The organism is Micromonospora radicis (assembly GCF_003583405.1).
Lineage (GTDB): Bacteria > Actinomycetota > Actinomycetes > Mycobacteriales > Micromonosporaceae > Micromonospora > Micromonospora radicis.
The window spans coordinates 69,462-85,655 of record NZ_QXEC01000016.1 but is presented as its reverse complement, the minus strand read 5'-3'; the positions used below and the strand labels follow the sequence as shown (position 1 = coordinate 85,655).

The following is a 16,194-nucleotide window of genomic DNA, read 5'->3' as shown; positions in this document are numbered from 1 at the left end:
CACGACCGCGCACGGCCGGGGCGGCACCGACCGGGCCGGTGCCGGCAGGTCAGGCTGGGGCGGGTTGGGGGTGCAGGTGGTCGTGGAACCAGGCGGCCGCCGCCGCGGCGACCTGGTCGAGGGTGCCGGGCTCCTCGAAGAGGTGGCTCGCGCCGGGGATCACCCGCAGGTCGGCCGGGGCCGACAGCTGGTCCAGCGCATGCTGGTTGAGGGAGATGACCTGCTCGTCGAGGCCGCCGACCAACAGCAGGGTGGGTGCGCGGACCTGCCCCAGGGCGGTACCGGCCAGGTCGGGGCGGCCACCCCGAGAGACCACTGCGGACACCTGGTCCGGCCGTTGCGCGGCGGCGACCAGTGCGGCGGCGGCACCCGTACTGGCGCCGAAGAGACCGAGCCGGGCGGTGCCGAAGGGTCGCTCGGCGGCCAGCCAGTCCACGATTCCGGCCAGTCGACCGGCCAGCAGGCCGATGTCGAAACGCAGCTCCGCGGTGACCGCGTCCACCTCGTCCTCGGCCGGGGTGAGCAGGTCGACCAGGACGCAGCCGAGGCCGCCGTCGGTGAGCGTTCGGGCCACCGCCGTGTTACGTGGGCTGTGCCGGGAACTGCCGCTGCCGTGGGCGAACAGCACCACGCCCGCCGGTTCGGTCGGCACCAGCAGGTCCGCCGACAGGTTGGCCGAACCCGCGGGGATCGTCACCTCACTGCCCTGAACGTCCATCTCGTCCTCCCGGTCACGACCGGCCGGTCCGGCGTCTGCGGTGGACCGGCCGCACGCCTGCGGTTACCCGGTCGAGCCGACCCCACGCCGCGTTTGCCGTCGGTGGCGTCGGGTAGCCGTCGGGGGACCGCAGACGCCACCGGCGCCATCGGCGTCGGCGACCAGATCGCGAGGACCGTGATGCCGCATCACCACCGTGAGCCCGTAGACCAGGCCGCCGAGCGCGAGCAGCGGAAGCAGGACACCCGGCAGGGCCGGGACTGGGCGGACGAGGCGGCCCAGGCGCGTTCGGCCGACGACCCTCGGGCCCGTACCCCCCACGACGCCACCGGCCGCCCCTCGCAGGGCGAGCCGATCTGACACCGGCGGGTGCCCTGCGCCGGTCGGGTCAGGGCAGGTGCTCGGGCAGGCGCAGCAGCGGGGCGCGCCCGGGTGCCTGTTCCGGCGGGGGCAGGCCCTCGGGCATCGGCGGATTCGGTACGCGCACCGGTTCGGCCGGGGTGACCCGTACCGGCTCGCCGAAGTGCCGTACCTCCATCGACGCGTCGGGGGCCGCGTGGTGCAGGCCGTACGTCGTCTCGTGCGGTCGTACGTCCACCCGCAGCCGCATCCCGCACCACTGGATCGAGAAGGCCAGCCGACCGATCCGACTCGCCAGCCGCGGCGCGAACGACGGCACCCCGTCGTGGTCGCGTAGTCCACCGAACCCGGCCACCAGGGCGATCCAGGCGCCGGCCAGCGACGCCATGTGCACGCCGTCGCGGGTGTTCTCGTTCAGGTCGTGCAGATCCATCAGCGCCGCCTCGCGCAGATAACTGTGCGCCAGCTCGTGGTAGCCCACCTCGGCCGCCAGCACCGCCTGCGTGCACGCCGACAGCGACGAGTCCCGGACGGTACGCCGCTCGTAGTAGAGGAAGTTGCGCAGCTTCTCCTCGGGCGTGAACGCGTCACCCCGCCAGTGCATCGCCAGCACCAGGTCCGCCTGCTTGACCACCTGCTTGCGGTACAGGTCGAAGTACGGGTAGTGCAGCAGCAGCGGGTACTTGTCCTGCGGGGTGTGCGCGAAGTCCCACTCCTGCAAGCGGGTGAAGCCCTCCACCTGCTGGTGTACGTCGATCTCCTCGTCGTACGGCAGGTGCATGGCCAGGGCGGCGTCCCGCCAGGCGGCCGCCTCCTCGTCGGTGACGCCGAGGTGGAACGCCTCGTTGCGGTACCGGTTCACCACGTCCGCACCGGCGAGCAGGTTCCGCTGCGCCATCAGGTTGGTGTACACGTTGTCGTTCTTGACCGCGGTGTACTCGTCGGGACCGGTGACTCCGTCGATGTGGAACTGGCCGTTGCGGTCGTGGTGGCCGAGCGAACGCCACAGGCGGGCGGTCTCCACCAGCAGCGGCAGGCCGATCTCCTGCTCCAACTGCCGGTCGCCGCTGACCAGCACGTAGCGCCGCAGCGCGTCGGCGATGCCGGCGGCGACGTGGAACGCCGCGGTGCCCGCAGGCCAGTAACCCGACGACTCGGGCCCCTCGATGGTCCGCCACGGGAAGGCGGCACCGGCCAGGTTCAGCGTCCGGGCCCGCTCCTGCGCCTGGTCGAGGGTGGAGAACCGCCAGTACAGGGCGTCGCGTACGGCCGCCGGGTGGGTGTACGTCAGCACCGGCAGCACGAACATCTCGGTGTCCCAGAAGGCGTGCCCGTCGTACCCCGGGCCGGTCAGCCCCTTCGCGGAGATCGGTCGGCGTTCGGCGCGGGCGCCGGCCTGCAGCACGTGGAACAGTCCGAACCGGACCGCCTGCTGCACCTCCGGGTCGCCGTCGACCTCCACGTCGGCGGCGTCCCAGAACTCGTCCAGGTACTCCCGCTGTTCGCGGACCAGCCCGTCCCACCCGTCGAGTCGGGCCGCGGCCAGGGCGGCCCCGACCTGGTCGCGCAGCGCGGGCAGCGAACGGCGACTGGACCAGCCGTACGTCAGGTACTTCACCACCCGCAGCTTCTGGCCCGGTTCCAGCACACAGCCGACGGTGGTGCGCACCCAGTCCTCGTAGCCCTCGGACTCGATGCTGGTCCGGGCCGCCGACTCGACCTCGTGTTCCATCGCCGCGGCCACCCGCAGCCCGGAGACCTTGGTGCGGTGGATCAGCAGCCCACCGTTGTCGGTGGTCAACTCCTCCTCCGCCTGTAGCGGCGATTCCAGCACGGCGGCGACCCGGGGGTCACGGCTCTGCGGCGGCAGCGTCTCGTTCGCCACCAGCTCCGACTGGATGATCAGGCGCAGCGGCTTGCCGTCGGCCACCTCCACCTCGTACTGGATGGCGGCCACCGAACGTTGCCGGAACGACACCAGCCGGGTGCTGTTCATCCGGACCTCACGGCCGGCCGGTGAGCGCCAGTGCAGGGACCGGTGCAGGGTGCCGGCACGCAGGTCGAGCACCCGTTCGTGGGCGATCACGTCGCCGTAGCGCACGTCGAGCGGTTCGTCGTCGACGAGTAGCCGGATCAGCTTGCCGTTGGTCACGTTGACGATGGTCTGGCCGGACTCGGGGAAGCCGAAGCCGGCCTCCGCGTACGGCAGGGGACGCAGTTCGTAGAACGAGTTGAGGTAGGTGCCGGGCAGACCGTGCGGCTCGCCCTCGTCCAGGTTGCCGCGCAGGCCGACGTGCCCGTTGGAGAGGGCGAAGACCGATTCGGACTGGGCGAGCACGTCCATGTCGAGGCGGGTCTCCCGGACGTGCCACGGCTCGACCGGGTACGCCCGTTCCCGGATCACTCGGGCCGTCCCTCGTCGAGCAGGTCGGCCAGATCGGTGACCACCAGGTCGGCGCCGTTGGCGCGCAACTCGTCGGCCTGGCCGGCCCGGTCCACCCCGATCACGTACCCGAATCCGCCGGCCCGGCCGGCGGCCACCCCGGCCAGCGCGTCCTCGAAGACGGCCGCCTGTTTCGGCTCGACGCCGAGCAGTTTCGCCCCGGCGAGGAAGGTGTCCGGGTGTGGCTTGCCCCGCAACCCCTCGGCGCGCGCGGTCAGCCCGTCGACCCGCGCCTCCAGCAACGGTTCCAGACCGGCGGCGGCGATCACCTCCCGGCCGTTGGCGCTGGCCGTGACGACCGCGCGACGCAGGCCCGCCTCGGCCACCGCCTTCAGGTACGCCACCGAGCCGGGGTACACGTCCACGCCGATGCTGCGGATGCGCTCCAGCACCAGGGAGTTCTTCTGGTTGCCGAGGCCGTGCACGGTCTGCGCGCCCGGCGGATCGTCCGGTGTGCCCTCGGGCAGGCTGATGCCCCGCGAGGCGAGGAAGTTGCGGACGCCGTCGAGCCGGGGCCGCCCGTCGACGTAGCGGTGGTAGTCCGGCCCCGGATCGAACGGCCGGTACGGCTCACCGGCGGCGTCGGCGTGCCGGCGCAGAAAGTCGTCGAAGGTTTCGGTCCAGGCGGCGTTGTGCACCCGGGCGGTCTGCGTCAGCACACCGTCGAGGTCGAAGAGACATGCGGTCACATGATCAGGCAGGCCGAGCACCGTACCAATCTATCCACCGCCACGCACCGGCAAACACACTTCGGCCGACCCGGCGCGGCGCTCAGTTGGGGCGCAGGGTCCAGACGACGGTCAGCTCCGAGGTCGGCTTGCCCGCCTCGGTGGCGATCTCCACGTGGACCGGAAACTCCGGTCGCTGGCCGGCGTCCAGCTCCGCGACCACGTCGGTGGCCGGGCGGCCGAGGCGCGCCGTGGCCAGGACCGGCCCGATGGCGAGCTTGCGGTACGCGATCTCCGCCCGCACCGCCAGTGGGGTGGCCCGGTCGAGCAGGTTACCGAAGGCGGCGAGCACCACCGCGCCGGAGGCGGTCTCACCGAGGGTGAACATCGCGCCGGCGTGTGGACCGCCGACATGGTTGTGGGTGGCCGGCGAGTCGGGCAACCGGACCACCGCCCGGACCCCGCCCTCCGCCTCGGGCGCCACCTCGACGAACTCGATGCCGAGCGTACGGGCGAAGGGCACCGCCGCCAGCATGCCGGCCGCCACCTGCCGTGAGTCAACGGTCATGACCAGCAATGTTACCTATGGGTAACTTCCCCGGCAAGGCCACCGCCGGACCCGGTGCCCGGCCGGCCGGCTACCGGCGGGTCACCGTCACGGTGCGTGCTAGCGTGCGTCAATGGTTGCGCCATCCAGAGCGGGTGCGGAGCACGTCACCCACGTCGCCGACTACTACGACTCGAACACCCGGCGGTTCCTGCTCGTGGCGGAGAGCCCGACCAGTGACGCGATCCATCGCGGCGTATGGCTGCCGGGCACGCCGGACGTGGCGGCGGCCGCGGATGCGGTCAACCGCCTGGTGATCGAGCGCCTGCGGGGCCACGTGCCGCCGGGTGGCCGGGTGCTCGATCTCGGCTGCGGCGTCGGCGGCACCATGACCCGGCTGGCGCAGGAGATGCCCGTTGCCGTGTCGGGCGTGACGATCAGTCAGGTGCAGGCCGACATCGCGACGAAGCGGTTCGCGAAGGCCGGACTGAGCGAGCGCTGCCAGGTGCTCTGCGCCGACTTCGGCCAACTGCCGGCGGAGCCGCGCTACGACGCCATGGTCGCCATCGAGTCCATGGTGCACTCGCCGTCCCTGGCGACCCTGATCCCGTCCCTGGCCGAGCGCCTGAAGCCGGGCGGCCGGCTACTCATGATCGACGACTGGATGACCGACGAGGACCTCGGGCTCGCTGCCCGCGAACGCTGCCTGGAGCGGTTCCGGGCCGGGTGGCGGATCGGCGGCCTGCACACCGTGCCCGGGTTGACCGGCATCGCCGAGGGTGCCGGGCTGCGCCTGGTGGAGAGCATGGACCTCACCCCGTACCTGCACCTGGGACGGCCACGCGACCGCCTGATCAAGGTCGCGGTCGGCGCCACCGGGCTGCTGCGTATCCGGGATCGCCTGGTCGAGCGGCCCTTCTGGGCCAACATGATCGGCGGCTCGGCGTTGCAGACCGCCCTGGCGCACCGGTGGCTGGAGTACCGCCTGATCCTCCTGGAGAAGCCCGAGCGGCATTGACAGGGGGCCTTCCCTGCACCTCAGCGCCAGCCGACGTCGATCCGGTCGCCGCGGTCGTCGAAGAAGTGCAGCGCGTCCATGCGTACCCGGACGGCGAGCGGGTGACCGGCGGAGACCGCCGGGTACGGCGCCAGCCGGACCGCGAGTTCCGCCGGGCGGCGGTGGTGCCGGCCCGGGTCGGGCAGCACGCTGGTCCGCCCGGTCGTCCCGTTCTCGACCGTCTCCGCTTCGCCGGTCGGTCGGCCGGCGAAGCGCTGCATCACCTGGCTGAAGCGGCGCAGGCCGCGCTGGCCGAGCGGGGCGTCCGCGTCCGGCGGCGCGCCGGCCTCGTCCACCATGATCGCGGTGGCACCGATGTCGAGGAAGGCCAGCGACTCGTGGCCGTGGTGCTCCAGATACCGGATCCGACCGTGCAGTACGTCACCCGGCGTGTCGGGAGCGACCGGGGTGAGCGCCTCGGCCCGCATCCCCACCACGATCCGTTCGCCGTGGTAGTGCGCCACCGCCCGACTGCGGATGTCGTCCCAGGGCAGGTAGAGGGCCTGCTCGCCAAGGGTCAGGGTGACGTACCGGTCGAGGTGGACGTAGACCGACGCCTCCAGCAGGTTCATCCGGGGGCTGCCCAGGAACGCGGCGACGTAGAGGGTGGCCGGGCGGCCGTACACCTGGGTGGGGGTGCCCACGTCCTGTAGGACACCCTTGCGCATGATGGCGACTCGGTCGGCCATGGTCAGCGCCTCGGCCTGGTCGTGGGTGACGTAGATGGTGGTGACGCCCAGTTCGCGGGTCAACCCGGAGATCTCCGCCCGCAGCTCGGCCCGCAGCCCGCTGTCCAGATTGGACAGCGGCTCGTCCATCAGGAACAGACCGGGCCGGCGGACGATCGCGCGGCCCATCGCGACCCGCTGCCGCTGCCCACCGGAGAGCTGGCTGGGCCGGCGGGCGAGCACGTCGCCGATGCCGAGGGCGCTGGCCACGTCGGTGACCCGCTCCCCGCGTGGGGCCGGTTCCACACCGGCGAGCTTGAGCGGGAAGGCGATGTTGTCGCCGACGCTCATGTGCGGGTAGAGAGCGAAGTCCTGGAAGACCATCGCGATCTTCCGCTCCCGGGGTGGCAGGTCGTTGGCCAGTTCCCCGTCGAGCAGCACCGCCCCCGAGGTGGGCTCCTCCAGCCCGGCGACCATGCGCAGCACCGTCGACTTGCCACAGCCGGACGGCCCGAGCAGCACCATGAACTCGCCGTCGTTGACGTCGAGATTGATGCTGTCCACCGCGACCGTGCCGTCTCGGAAGACCTTCGTGACATCCTTGAGCGCGACGGTGGTCACCCGTCTCCTCCCCCACCTCGTCGGCCGAACCCGGCAATGACTGTGACCAGGATCATCCGGGGAGCACATCGGGTAAACGTGCCATGTTCGAATCGTGACAGAACTATTACGTTCCATCGAGCGATGACTATCGCCGGATATCTACCGCTTCAGCCGGATCCTTCCCCCAGGAAGACCCGCCGGACCACCCGCTCGGCGGCGTGCCCGTCCTCCAACGCACAGAACCGCTCCCGGAACCGGGCCCGCTCCGCATCGGCAGCGGTCGACCCGACCCGCCCGGTGCCGAACAGCTCCAGCAGTTCGGCGAAGGTTCGGGCCACCGGGCCGGGCGGCTCGGCGGTGATGTCGAAGTAGACCCCCCGGGTCAACCGGTACGCGTCCCAGTCCGGCGCGTAGACCACGATCGGCCGGTCCAGGACCGCGTAGTCGAACATCGCCGACGAGTAGTCGGTGACCAGCACGTCGGCCGCGAGGTACAGCTCCTCCACCCGGGGATGGTCGCTCACGTCCAGGATCCGGCCCCGGCCGTCCGGCGGCCACGCCCGCCGCTGCCGGTCGTGGAAGTAGTGACTGCGCATCAGCAGCAGCCCGGACGGGCCGAGCGCGTCGAGGAAGCGCTGCGGGTCGAACGGTGGGCGGTACCCGGGCAGGTGCTCCCGGTGCGTCGGCGCGTACAGCACCACCTGCTCGCCGAGACCGGCGCCGAGTTCCGCCCGCAGCCGCAGCACCTCCTCGGCCGTCGCGGTGACCAGCCGGTCGTTGCGCGGGTAACCCACCTCCAACGCGGTGTACCCGGCCGGATAGGCGCGTTCCCACATCTGGGTGGAGAAGCTGTTCGCGGTGACGCTGTAGTCCCAGCGGTCCACCCGGCGCAGCAGTCCGGCGAAGTCCATCCCGACCGCGCCCAACGGATAGCGCTGCTGGTCCAGCCCCATCACCTTCACCGGCGTGCCGTGATGGGTCTGCACGTGCACCGAGCCGGGCCGCTTGCGTACCGAGTCCGGGAAGTTCACGTTGTTGACCAGCCACTTCGCCCGGGCCAGCACCCGGTGGTACGCGGGCGACCCGGCCACCACGTACTCGACCCCCTCGGGCAGGGTGTGCACCCGGTCCCGGCGCACGATCCACACGCCGCGCAGCTGCGGCGCCAATCGCCGGGCCGCCTCGTAGACCGCCGCCGGATTGCAGGCGTAGCCGCGGTACCAGTAGGCCGCGTACACCGCGAGGTGCTCGTCCAACGGTCGACGCAGCTCCGCGCGGTGGTATCCGCGCAGTACGCCGTCCCGGGCCGCCCGCAGCGTGGACCGCACCGGCGGCACCACCCGGCGTCGGACCTGCCCGGCGGTGACCCGGACGCGCTCGCCCGTCCGACCGGTGGCCCGCAGCATCCGGTACGTGCGCCACTGCCCGGCCGCCGCCAGCCGGTGCTTGAGCCCCTCGACCCCGGCGGGGATCCGGTGGCCGCCCGGCGGATGGAACCGGGCGTGCGCGATGGCCACCCGGGCGAAGAAGGTCGGCCGCAGCTCCGGGTCGATCCGATCGTCGTTGCCGAGCACCGTCAGGTAGTGCCACATCATCCGGTCGAAGACCGCCGAGCGCAGCTCCTCGGCGCCGAGCCGATCCAGCTCCCGGAACACCCGGTTCCACTGCCCGAACACCTCGAAGTGCCGCTCACCCCGGGTCCTGGTGATCGCTCCCGCCCGGCGCTGCCGGTAGTTGACGCAGACCACGTCGAGTACCCCGACCCGGTCCGCGGCCAGCAGCACCGGATAACTGAACGACACGTCCTCGTACCAGCCGGGAGCGAAACGGAGCCCGACCTCGGCCAGGAACTGCCGACGCAACAGCCGGTTCCAGGCGGTGTGCAGCAGTTCCAGGGTCTGCGGCCGGTCCCGTAGCCGGAAGGTGACCGCCCCGGGCGGCTGCGGGAACACCTCCGCCATCGCGCTGCGGGTGACGGTGCCGTCCCAGTGCGCCCGGACATGGTCGACCAGCAGTACGTCGGGCCGGGTGGTGCGCAGCCGCTCGGCCACCTCGACCAGACAGTCCGCCACCAGCCAGTCGTCCCCGTCGACGAACCAGACGTACTCTCCGGTGGCCTGGTCGAGGCCGGCGTTGCGGGCCGGGCCGAGGCCGACGTTGCGGTCCAGCCGGATCACCCGTACCCGGTCGTCGCGGTCCGCGTACTCGGCGAGGATGTCGCCGCTGGCGTCGGGCGAACAGTCGTCGACCCCGACCACCTCGATGTCGGTGACCGGCTGGGCGAGGATCGAGTCCAGGCATTCCCGCAGGTAGCCCTGCACGCGGAAGGCCGGGACGACGAAGCTGATCAGCGTCATCGTCCCGGCCCCCGTCAGATTGTCGCGCTCCCCCCGGCACCCGCCGGCACCCGCGCGGGCCGGGCCGGCCGGACGAACCAGGCCAGCACCACACTCGCCACGAAGAGCACCAACAGGTAGACACCGAGTGTAGCCAGACCAATACTCACGATTCCGGCAATCGCCGCCACCGCCAGCAACACCGACCGCCCCTCCCAGCCCAGGGTCGCCGCGTGCAGCGGTGGTGCCGGCTGCCGCTTCTCCAGCCGGGCCACCAGGTCGTAGTGGTGCAGGGTGAGCACGAAGACGTACCCGAAGATCAGCCAGGCGGGCGCACCGCCGACCACCCCGACCGTGATGGCGAACAGGTACTCACCGCCCCGCAACGCGGCCGGCACCAACCAGTCCAGTGGCCCGTTGTGCGCCGCTCCGGCGCCACCGGCCGCGAGCAGCAGCCCCACCAACCCGAGCAGCACGGTCCACCTCGGGTACGCCTCGCCGTAGCGCCAGGTGGCCAGCAGCACGAGGACCGTCGGCAACACGGCCAGCAGCGCCAGCACCAACGGTCCGGGCCGGCGGGCCACCGGGAACCGGGCGGCGATCGGACCGTCGTCGCGGTGCAGGGTGGCGTCGACCGTGTCCAGCACCGGCACCCACATCCAGCGGGCCCGCAGCGTACGCAGCGCACCGGTGTACCCGAACGCCAGCACACCCCAGGTCAGTACGGCCAGCAGCGCGACCCGCTGGTCGAACAGCGCGGCGGCCAACGCGATCAACGCCCACCGCTCGCCGATCGGGAAGACCACGGTGCGCTTCAGCCAGTACGACACCGAGCCGGTGTCGGCCTGCACCTTCGTGGACGCGGCGTTCAGCCGGTCACCGATACCGCCGCCGCCCGTACCCGCGGACTTCGGCCGTCGGGCCGCCTCGTCGTGCAGTACGCCGTACCACGCGTCGGTCATGTGCCGCACGGTCTGCAATGTCATCGCGGCGATCGCCAGGGCCCAGCCGTACCGGACCCCGGCGGCCGTGGCACCCCAGCCCAGACCGGCGTACACCAGGTACTCCTTGGCCCGGTCGGCCATGGTGTCCAGCCAGCCGCCCCAGGCGCTGAAGTTGCGGGTGTAGCGGGCGAGCTGACCGTCCACACAGTCCAGCACGAACCCGAGGTAGAGCAGCACCCCACCGGCCACCAGGGCGAGTCGGCCGCCACCGGCGAACAGCGCCGCGGCGGCCACCGCGAACGCCACCGACAGCATCGTCACGCCGGTCGGGCTCCAGCCCAACCGGGCCGCCGCCTTGGTCACGTGCGGGGACCAGGTGCTGACGAAGTACGTGGTGAAGAAGTCGTCCCGCTCCTTCACCGACAGCCGCAGCTCGGCCCGGTCCTCGTCCACGGCGGCCACGCTCGCCGCCGCGGCGGCGAGCCCGTCCGCGTCGTCCACCCGGTGCGCGACCAGCAGACGTACCCGGTGGGCGAAGACCAGCACCCCCTGTGCGGCGAGCCCGGCGAAGACCTGGTCCACCGCCGGTCCGGGCGGCACGGAGCGCCCGGCACCGCCGTCGGCGTGGCCCGACGCCACCTCGGCCAGCCGACCGGTCGCGGCGGCCCGGGCGGCGGCGACCAGCGTCGGGACGTCGTCCCGGCCGACCCGCAGCGCGCCACCGAAGATGCCGGTCGCCGGACCGTCCAGGCGCTCGGCCGGACCGGCCTCGACCACCTGGCCCCGCTCCTCGCGGACCACCGTGCGGCCACCGGTGGGCGCGTCGGTGAGCACCAGCGCCACCGTCGGGCCGACCGGGCTGGTCACCAGATGTCGCAGTACGGCGGTGTGCGCGACCAGGTCGGCCGCGCTGACCACCACCGGGCCGTCGGCCGCACCGGCCAGGTCGGCCAGTTCGTCCAGGTCGGCGGCGAACCGTACGTCGGCGACACCGGCCGCCCGCCACTGCGCGGTCAGCCGGTCGACAAGCGTCGCACCGCCACCCGCCGATGTCCCGCCATCCGACGGCGCGGACGAGTCGGAGCCCGTCGGCAGGCTCGCGGCCGGTGAACCGGCGGCGAGCACGATCGCGAGCGTCACCGGGGAACCGCGTCGTGGTACGCGGCCAGCGCCTCGGCGATCGTGCCGTCGACGCTCAGCCGGCCCGCGTCGAGGAACAGTCCTCGACGGCAGAACCGGGTCAGATCCTTCTCGTTGTGTGACACCAGCACCAGTGTGCGCCCCTCCCCGAGCAGACGGTCGATGGTCGTGTAGCACTTCGCGCGGAACTCGGCGTCCCCCACCGCCGTCACCTCGTCCATCAGCAGGATCGGGTGCGGCAGGTGGGAGATGATGGCGAAGCCGAGCCGGACCTTCATCCCCGACGAGTAGTGCCGTACCGAGGTGTCGATGGCCCGCTCCACCTGTTCACCGGCGAACGAGACGATCTCCTCGAAGTGCCGCTTCAGGTAACCCGACGAGAGCCCGTGCAGCCCGCCCACCAGGTACAGGTTCTCCCGACCGGTGAGGTCGTTGGAGAAGCCGGCGGAGAGTTCCAGCAGCGGCGCGACGTCGCCGCGAACCCGGATCCGCCCCTCGTCGGGAATCAGCACCCCGGCGATCAGCCGCAGCAGGGTGCTCTTGCCGGTGCCGTTGCGGCCGACCACGCCGACGGTGTCGCCCGCCGCGACGGTGAAGGTCAGGTCGCGCAGCGGCCAGAACTGGCCGTCGGCGCCGCCGCGCCGGCCGCGATGGATGAACAGCTCCCGCAGCCGCAGCTGCCGCCGTCGGTTGCGGACGAACCGGATGCCCAGGCCCTCCGCCTCGATTATCGCCCCACCCATCACAGCTCCTTGAGCACGGCGGGCTCGAGCCGGCGGAACGACCACCAGCCGGCGACCAGCAGCAGCAGGCTGATGCCGACGGTGGTGGCCAGCATCCGGGCCGCCGGGAACTCGTCCGGGTACCACACCGCGTGGTGCAGCTGGAAGATGCCGACCAGCGGGTTGAGTTCGTAGCCCCACTTGAGCCAGCCCGGCAGGCCGGAGTCGCGGACCAGGCTCAGCGGGTAGATGATCGGCGTGGCGTAGAACAGCACCCGGATGACCAGGCGCATGAACCGCTCCACGTCCCGCATCAGCACGTTGCAGGCGGACAGCAGCAGCGCCAGCCCGATCAACAGGGTGCCCTGCACCAGCACCGCCAGCGGCAGGGCCAGCAGCGACCAGCCCGGTTCGATCTTCCCCTGGCTGGTGTACCAGATCGCGATGCCGGCCAGGATCGGCAGGCCGGCGGCGTACTCCGCGAACCGGCCGACCACCCGGCCGATCGGGAACACCTGTCGGGGCACGTTCATCGTGGTGATCAGGCGGGACTGTCCGGTCAGCGCGTTGGTCGCCTCGCTCAACGCCGAACTGGTCCACATCCAGGCGAAGATCCCGGTGATCAGGAACAGCGGGTACGAGCCGGCGGCCTCGCCCAGATGCCGGTTGGTGTCCCGGGAGTAGAGCACGCCGAAGACGAACCAGTAGATCGCGCCCATGCCCAACGGCTCGATCAACGACCAGAGGTAGCCGAGCGCCGACTGCTGGTACTTGACCGCGAGGTCACGCCGGACCAGGATGCGCAGCGAGTTGCGGTGCGACCACAACGCCCCCACGCCAGAGGTCACCGCCGTCTCCCGCCTACTGAACGGACGACAGGTTAGCAGCCGGTGAACGCGTTCCGGCGAGCCGTACGCTCAGCACTCGATCACGTTGACGGCCAGACCGCCGCGCGCCGTCTCCTTGTACTTGACCTTCATGTCGGCGCCGGTCTCCCGCATGGTCTTGATGACCTTGTCGAGCGAAACGGCGTGCACCCCGTCACCCCGCAGCGCCAGCCGCGCGGCAGTGATCGCCTTGATGCTAGCCACCGCGTTGCGTTCGATGCAGGGGATCTGCACCAGGCCGCCCACCGGGTCGCAGGTGAGCCCGAGGTTGTGCTCCATGCCGATCTCCGCGGCGTTCTCCACCTGCTCCGGCGTACCACCCAACGCCTCGGCCAGCCCGGCGGCGGCCATCGAGCAGGCCGAACCGACCTCGCCCTGGCAGCCCACCTCGGCTCCGGAGATCGACGCGTTCTCCTTGAACAACACTCCGATCGCGCCGGCCGCGAGCAGGAAGCGCACCACCCCGTCGTCGGAGGCGCCGGGGACGAACCGCGTGTAGTAGTGCAGCACCGCGGGGATGATCCCGGCCGCGCCGTTGGTCGGCGCGGTCACCACCCGCCCGCCGGCCGCGTTCTCCTCGTTGACGGCCAGGGCGAACAGGGTCACCCAGTCCATCACGTGCAACGGATCCCCGGCGACACCAACCCGCGCGGCGGCACCGGACCCGACAGCGACAGCGCCGGGCCCGACAGCGACAGCGCCCCGCGCGACAGCGGCAGCGGCAGCGGCCGGCCCGACGGCGGCGTCGGCTTCCAGGCTGCGGCGCAGTTCGGCGGCGCGGCGGCGTACCTTCAGCCCGCCCGGCAGCGTCCCGTCGCGGGTGCAGCCACGCTCGACGCACTCCTGCATCACCCGCCAGATGTCCAGCAGGCCGGCCCGGACGTCCGCCTCCGCCCGCCAGGACAGTTCGTTGGCGAGCATCACCTCACTGATCGACAGCCCGGTCGACGCGGTCACGTCGAGCAGTTGCGCCCCGGTGAGGAAGGGGTGCCGCACCCGGGTGCTGTCCGGCTTGATCCGGTCCGCACCGGCCGCCGCCTCGTCGACCACGAACCCGCCGCCGACCGAGTAGTACGAACGCGTCCTGACCTCGACCCCACTCCCGTCGTACGCCGAGAAGGTCATCCCGTTCGGGTGGTACGGCAGGGACCGGCGCCGGTGCAGCAACAGATCCCGGTCCGGGTCGAAGTCGATCTCGTGCGTGCCGAACAGCGCCAGCCGTCGCTGCGCGCGGACCTCGGCCACCCGCCCGTCGACGCTGTCGGTGTCGACCGTCTCCGGCACCTCACCGGCCAGCCCGAGCAGCACGGCCCGGTCGCTGCCGTGCCCGTGCCCGGTAGCGCCCAGAGAACCGAACAACTCCGCGTGTACCCGACCCACGTCGCTGAGCAGCCCGTCGGCCTTCAACCCGGCGACGAAGGTACGCGCCGCCCGCATCGGCCCGACGGTGTGCGAGCTGGACGGCCCGATACCCACGCTGAACAGGTCGAACACACTGATCATGACTGCACCTTCTCGCCCTGCACCGGGGTCACCGGTCAGCGGTCGATCCGATCCTGGCCGCCCCTGGTGTGGTGGCTGGCCTGGCACGCCCAGGTAGGGGCGCCCCAACCCGCCGAGCCTACCCCCGCCCCCACCCACGCCGCCCCGCCCCGCCCGGCCCAGGTACCAAGATCCACCAGACAGCGCGGCCCGCCGCACTCCACCTCGCGGATCTTGCAGTTGTGGTCGCCGATCAACCCCTGTACGCGCCCCTTATGCCCCGACCGAAACTCCGTGATCGACGAAACCAGGCACTGCGCGAGGGGCGCGCGAGAGGCGCGCGAGGGTGGGGGTGGGGTGGGTGGGGCGCGGGTAAGTACCTACGGGTGGGCGGAACGCGGATCGTTCTCGGGACCGAGGGCGGGGGCAGGTCCGGTGCCTAGCGTTGGACGCAGTAGCGGCGGGTCGCCGCGGAGGGGAAGTAGCACGATGAGTCGCAAGCTTGTCCGGCCCCGACAGGGGCGCATGTTCGCCGGCGTCTGCGCCGGCCTGGCCCAGCGTTTCGGCATGTCGGCGGGGCTCGTCCGACTGCTGTTCCTGCTGTCGTTGCTGCTGCCCGGCACTCAGGTGATCATCTACCTGGCGCTGTGGATCATCATGCCGAACGAGGACCGTTACCTGGTCGCCGGCCGCTGACCACGTCCGCGGGAACGGCCCGGTGGACCCGTCGGGCGGTACGTCGCCGGCACCGCCCGAACCTGCTGGTCGGGCGGTGCCGGCAACCGGCGGAATCAGGGTGCCACGTAGGTGACGGTCACCTGTTCGAAGCCGAGGGAGGCGAGCAGCCCCGCCAGCATCTTGCGGGTGTTCTCCTCCGCTCGCGCGGTCAGCCCGCTGTCCCGGGCGGCGGCAGTGATCCGGTCCTCGGCGAGCCGGTAGACCTGCTGCTGCCGGTTCGGGTCACCGTCGACCAGGTCGCCGATCCGGTTGAGCAGGCCACGCTCCTCCGCGAAGACGTAACTCTTGTCCAGGTCGAGGTTGGTCTCGGCGAGCTGCGGCGCGGGCAGCTTGATCTCGACGGACTTGCCGTCGGCGGACTGCACGATCGCCCCCTCGGTGAGGGTGCCGAAGTCGACGTACGCCTCCACGCTGCCCGCCCCGACGAAGAGGGTGCGCTGGTTGAGCAGCCAGTCGGGCACGTGGCGGCGGTCGTTCTGCAGGTCGACGACGACCTGGAAGTTGCCTTCGGCGGCCACGTAGCGGCTGAGGTCCTGCATCGACTCCAGCAGCGCCGGCTGGCTGCGGTCGGTCTGCTCCTTGGCGAACGGGTTGCGGAACTCGGGTAGCAGCCCGGTGGTCTGCACGCCGAGCAGCACCACCACGGCCAGCGCCGCGGCGCCCAGCACCCAGAGCAGGGCCCGCACCGCGCCGCTGCTCTGTGGTGGTGGCGGTGTGAGGTCGGGGTCGTCCGTGCGCAGGTCAGTGTCGGGAAACCTGCTGGTGGGCTCGTTGATGTCGCCGTCGCGTGCCATCGCCCTCACCGTCCTCGTCAGACGCGTTGTCTGTGATGACGGTAAGCCCCCGGTACGACAGCCGCTCGTCGAGTCGCACAACCGCGA

General features: G+C 71.7%; 14 protein-coding genes. 3 read left to right on the top strand and 11 right to left on the bottom strand.

Annotated elements, in window-relative coordinates:
* Positions 1 to 49 precede the first annotated feature (49 nt).
* Positions 50 to 718, bottom strand: coding sequence for a dienelactone hydrolase family protein (locus tag D2L64_RS17530; RefSeq protein WP_119577889.1), 669 nt, complete (start codon positions 716 to 718; stop codon positions 50 to 52).
* Positions 719 to 898: 180 nt separating this feature from the next.
* Here D2L64_RS17530 and D2L64_RS17525 point away from each other — a divergent pair, with 180 nt between their 5' ends.
* Entirely contained in the window at positions 899 to 1,078 is a 180-nt protein-coding gene (locus D2L64_RS17525) for a hypothetical protein (protein ID WP_119578017.1), read from the top strand.
* A gap of 28 nt (positions 1,079 to 1,106) precedes the next feature.
* Here D2L64_RS17525 and D2L64_RS17520 read toward each other — a convergent pair whose 3' ends face one another.
* The 3 genes from D2L64_RS17520 to D2L64_RS17510 form a co-directional block, all read right to left on the bottom strand.
* On the bottom strand, positions 1,107 to 3,482 hold the full coding sequence (locus tag D2L64_RS17520; protein ID WP_119577887.1) for a glycoside hydrolase family 65 protein: 2,376 nt from the start codon (positions 3,480 to 3,482) through the stop codon (positions 1,107 to 1,109).
* On the bottom strand, positions 3,479 to 4,231 hold the full coding sequence (locus tag D2L64_RS17515) for a beta-phosphoglucomutase family hydrolase (RefSeq protein ID WP_119577885.1): 753 nt from the start codon (positions 4,229 to 4,231) through the stop codon (positions 3,479 to 3,481). Before D2L64_RS17515 ends, D2L64_RS17520 begins: the two co-directional genes overlap by 4 nt.
* A gap of 61 nt (positions 4,232 to 4,292) precedes the next feature.
* Positions 4,293 to 4,757, bottom strand: a complete 465-nt coding sequence (locus D2L64_RS17510) for a DUF4442 domain-containing protein (protein WP_119577883.1) — start codon at positions 4,755 to 4,757, stop codon at positions 4,293 to 4,295.
* A 112-nt stretch (positions 4,758 to 4,869) separates the two neighbouring features.
* On the opposite strand from D2L64_RS17510, the gene D2L64_RS17505 reads away from it, so the two are divergent.
* Entirely contained in the window at positions 4,870 to 5,754 is an 885-nt protein-coding gene (locus D2L64_RS17505) for an SAM-dependent methyltransferase (protein ID WP_119577881.1), read from the top strand.
* Positions 5,755 to 5,774: 20 nt separating this feature from the next.
* On the opposite strand, the gene D2L64_RS17500 is transcribed toward D2L64_RS17505, so the two are convergent.
* The 6 genes from D2L64_RS17500 to D2L64_RS17475 form a co-directional block, all read right to left on the bottom strand.
* Positions 5,775 to 7,082: an ABC transporter ATP-binding protein gene (locus tag D2L64_RS17500; RefSeq protein ID WP_119577879.1), complete on the bottom strand. Its 1,308-nt coding sequence runs from the start codon at positions 7,080 to 7,082 to the stop codon at positions 5,775 to 5,777.
* 149 nt (positions 7,083 to 7,231) lie between these two features.
* Entirely contained in the window at positions 7,232 to 9,421 is a 2,190-nt protein-coding gene (locus D2L64_RS17495; protein ID WP_119577877.1) for a bifunctional glycosyltransferase/CDP-glycerol:glycerophosphate glycerophosphotransferase, read from the bottom strand.
* Positions 9,422 to 9,435: 14 nt separating this feature from the next.
* On the bottom strand, positions 9,436 to 11,439 hold the full coding sequence (locus D2L64_RS17490) for a DUF5941 domain-containing protein (protein ID WP_407663126.1): 2,004 nt from the start codon (positions 11,437 to 11,439) through the stop codon (positions 9,436 to 9,438).
* Between the two features lie 41 nt (positions 11,440 to 11,480).
* A complete protein-coding gene (locus tag D2L64_RS17485) occupies positions 11,481 to 12,227 on the bottom strand; it encodes an ABC transporter ATP-binding protein (protein WP_119577875.1) in 747 nt (248 codons plus the stop codon).
* Entirely contained in the window at positions 12,227 to 13,054 is an 828-nt protein-coding gene (locus D2L64_RS17480; RefSeq protein WP_119577873.1) for an ABC transporter permease, read from the bottom strand. Before D2L64_RS17480 ends, D2L64_RS17485 begins: the two co-directional genes overlap by 1 nt.
* A 69-nt stretch (positions 13,055 to 13,123) precedes the next feature.
* On the bottom strand, positions 13,124 to 14,596 hold the full coding sequence (locus D2L64_RS17475) for an L-serine ammonia-lyase (protein WP_119577871.1): 1,473 nt from the start codon (positions 14,594 to 14,596) through the stop codon (positions 13,124 to 13,126).
* 468 nt (positions 14,597 to 15,064) lie between these two features.
* On the opposite strand from D2L64_RS17475, the gene D2L64_RS17470 reads away from it, so the two are divergent.
* Complete coding sequence (locus D2L64_RS17470; RefSeq protein ID WP_119577868.1) at positions 15,065 to 15,271, top strand: PspC domain-containing protein; 207 nt, start codon at positions 15,065 to 15,067, stop codon at positions 15,269 to 15,271.
* Between the two features lie 95 nt (positions 15,272 to 15,366).
* Here D2L64_RS17470 and D2L64_RS17465 read toward each other — a convergent pair whose 3' ends face one another.
* Positions 15,367 to 16,107 (bottom strand): DUF4230 domain-containing protein, encoded by a 741-nt coding sequence (locus D2L64_RS17465; protein WP_119577866.1) that lies wholly within the window; start codon positions 16,105 to 16,107, stop codon positions 15,367 to 15,369.
* Positions 16,108 to 16,194: the final 87 nt, after the last annotated feature.

Coding starts and splice junctions, on each gene's coding strand:
- D2L64_RS17530 (WP_119577889.1), bottom strand. CDS start 718: ATGGACGTTCAGGGCAGTGAGGTGACGATCCCCGCGGGTTCGGCCAAC.
- D2L64_RS17525 (WP_119578017.1), top strand. CDS start 899: ATGCCGCATCACCACCGTGAGCCCGTAGACCAGGCCGCCGAGCGCGAG.
- D2L64_RS17510 (WP_119577883.1), bottom strand. CDS start 4,757: ATGACCGTTGACTCACGGCAGGTGGCGGCCGGCATGCTGGCGGCGGTG.
- D2L64_RS17505 (WP_119577881.1), top strand. CDS start 4,870: ATGGTTGCGCCATCCAGAGCGGGTGCGGAGCACGTCACCCACGTCGCC.
- D2L64_RS17495 (WP_119577877.1), bottom strand. CDS start 9,421: ATGACGCTGATCAGCTTCGTCGTCCCGGCCTTCCGCGTGCAGGGCTAC.
- D2L64_RS17485 (WP_119577875.1), bottom strand. CDS start 12,227: ATGGGTGGGGCGATAATCGAGGCGGAGGGCCTGGGCATCCGGTTCGTC.
- D2L64_RS17475 (WP_119577871.1), bottom strand. CDS start 14,596: ATGATCAGTGTGTTCGACCTGTTCAGCGTGGGTATCGGGCCGTCCAGC.
- D2L64_RS17470 (WP_119577868.1), top strand. CDS start 15,065: ATGAGTCGCAAGCTTGTCCGGCCCCGACAGGGGCGCATGTTCGCCGGC.
- D2L64_RS17465 (WP_119577866.1), bottom strand. CDS start 16,107: ATGGCACGCGACGGCGACATCAACGAGCCCACCAGCAGGTTTCCCGAC.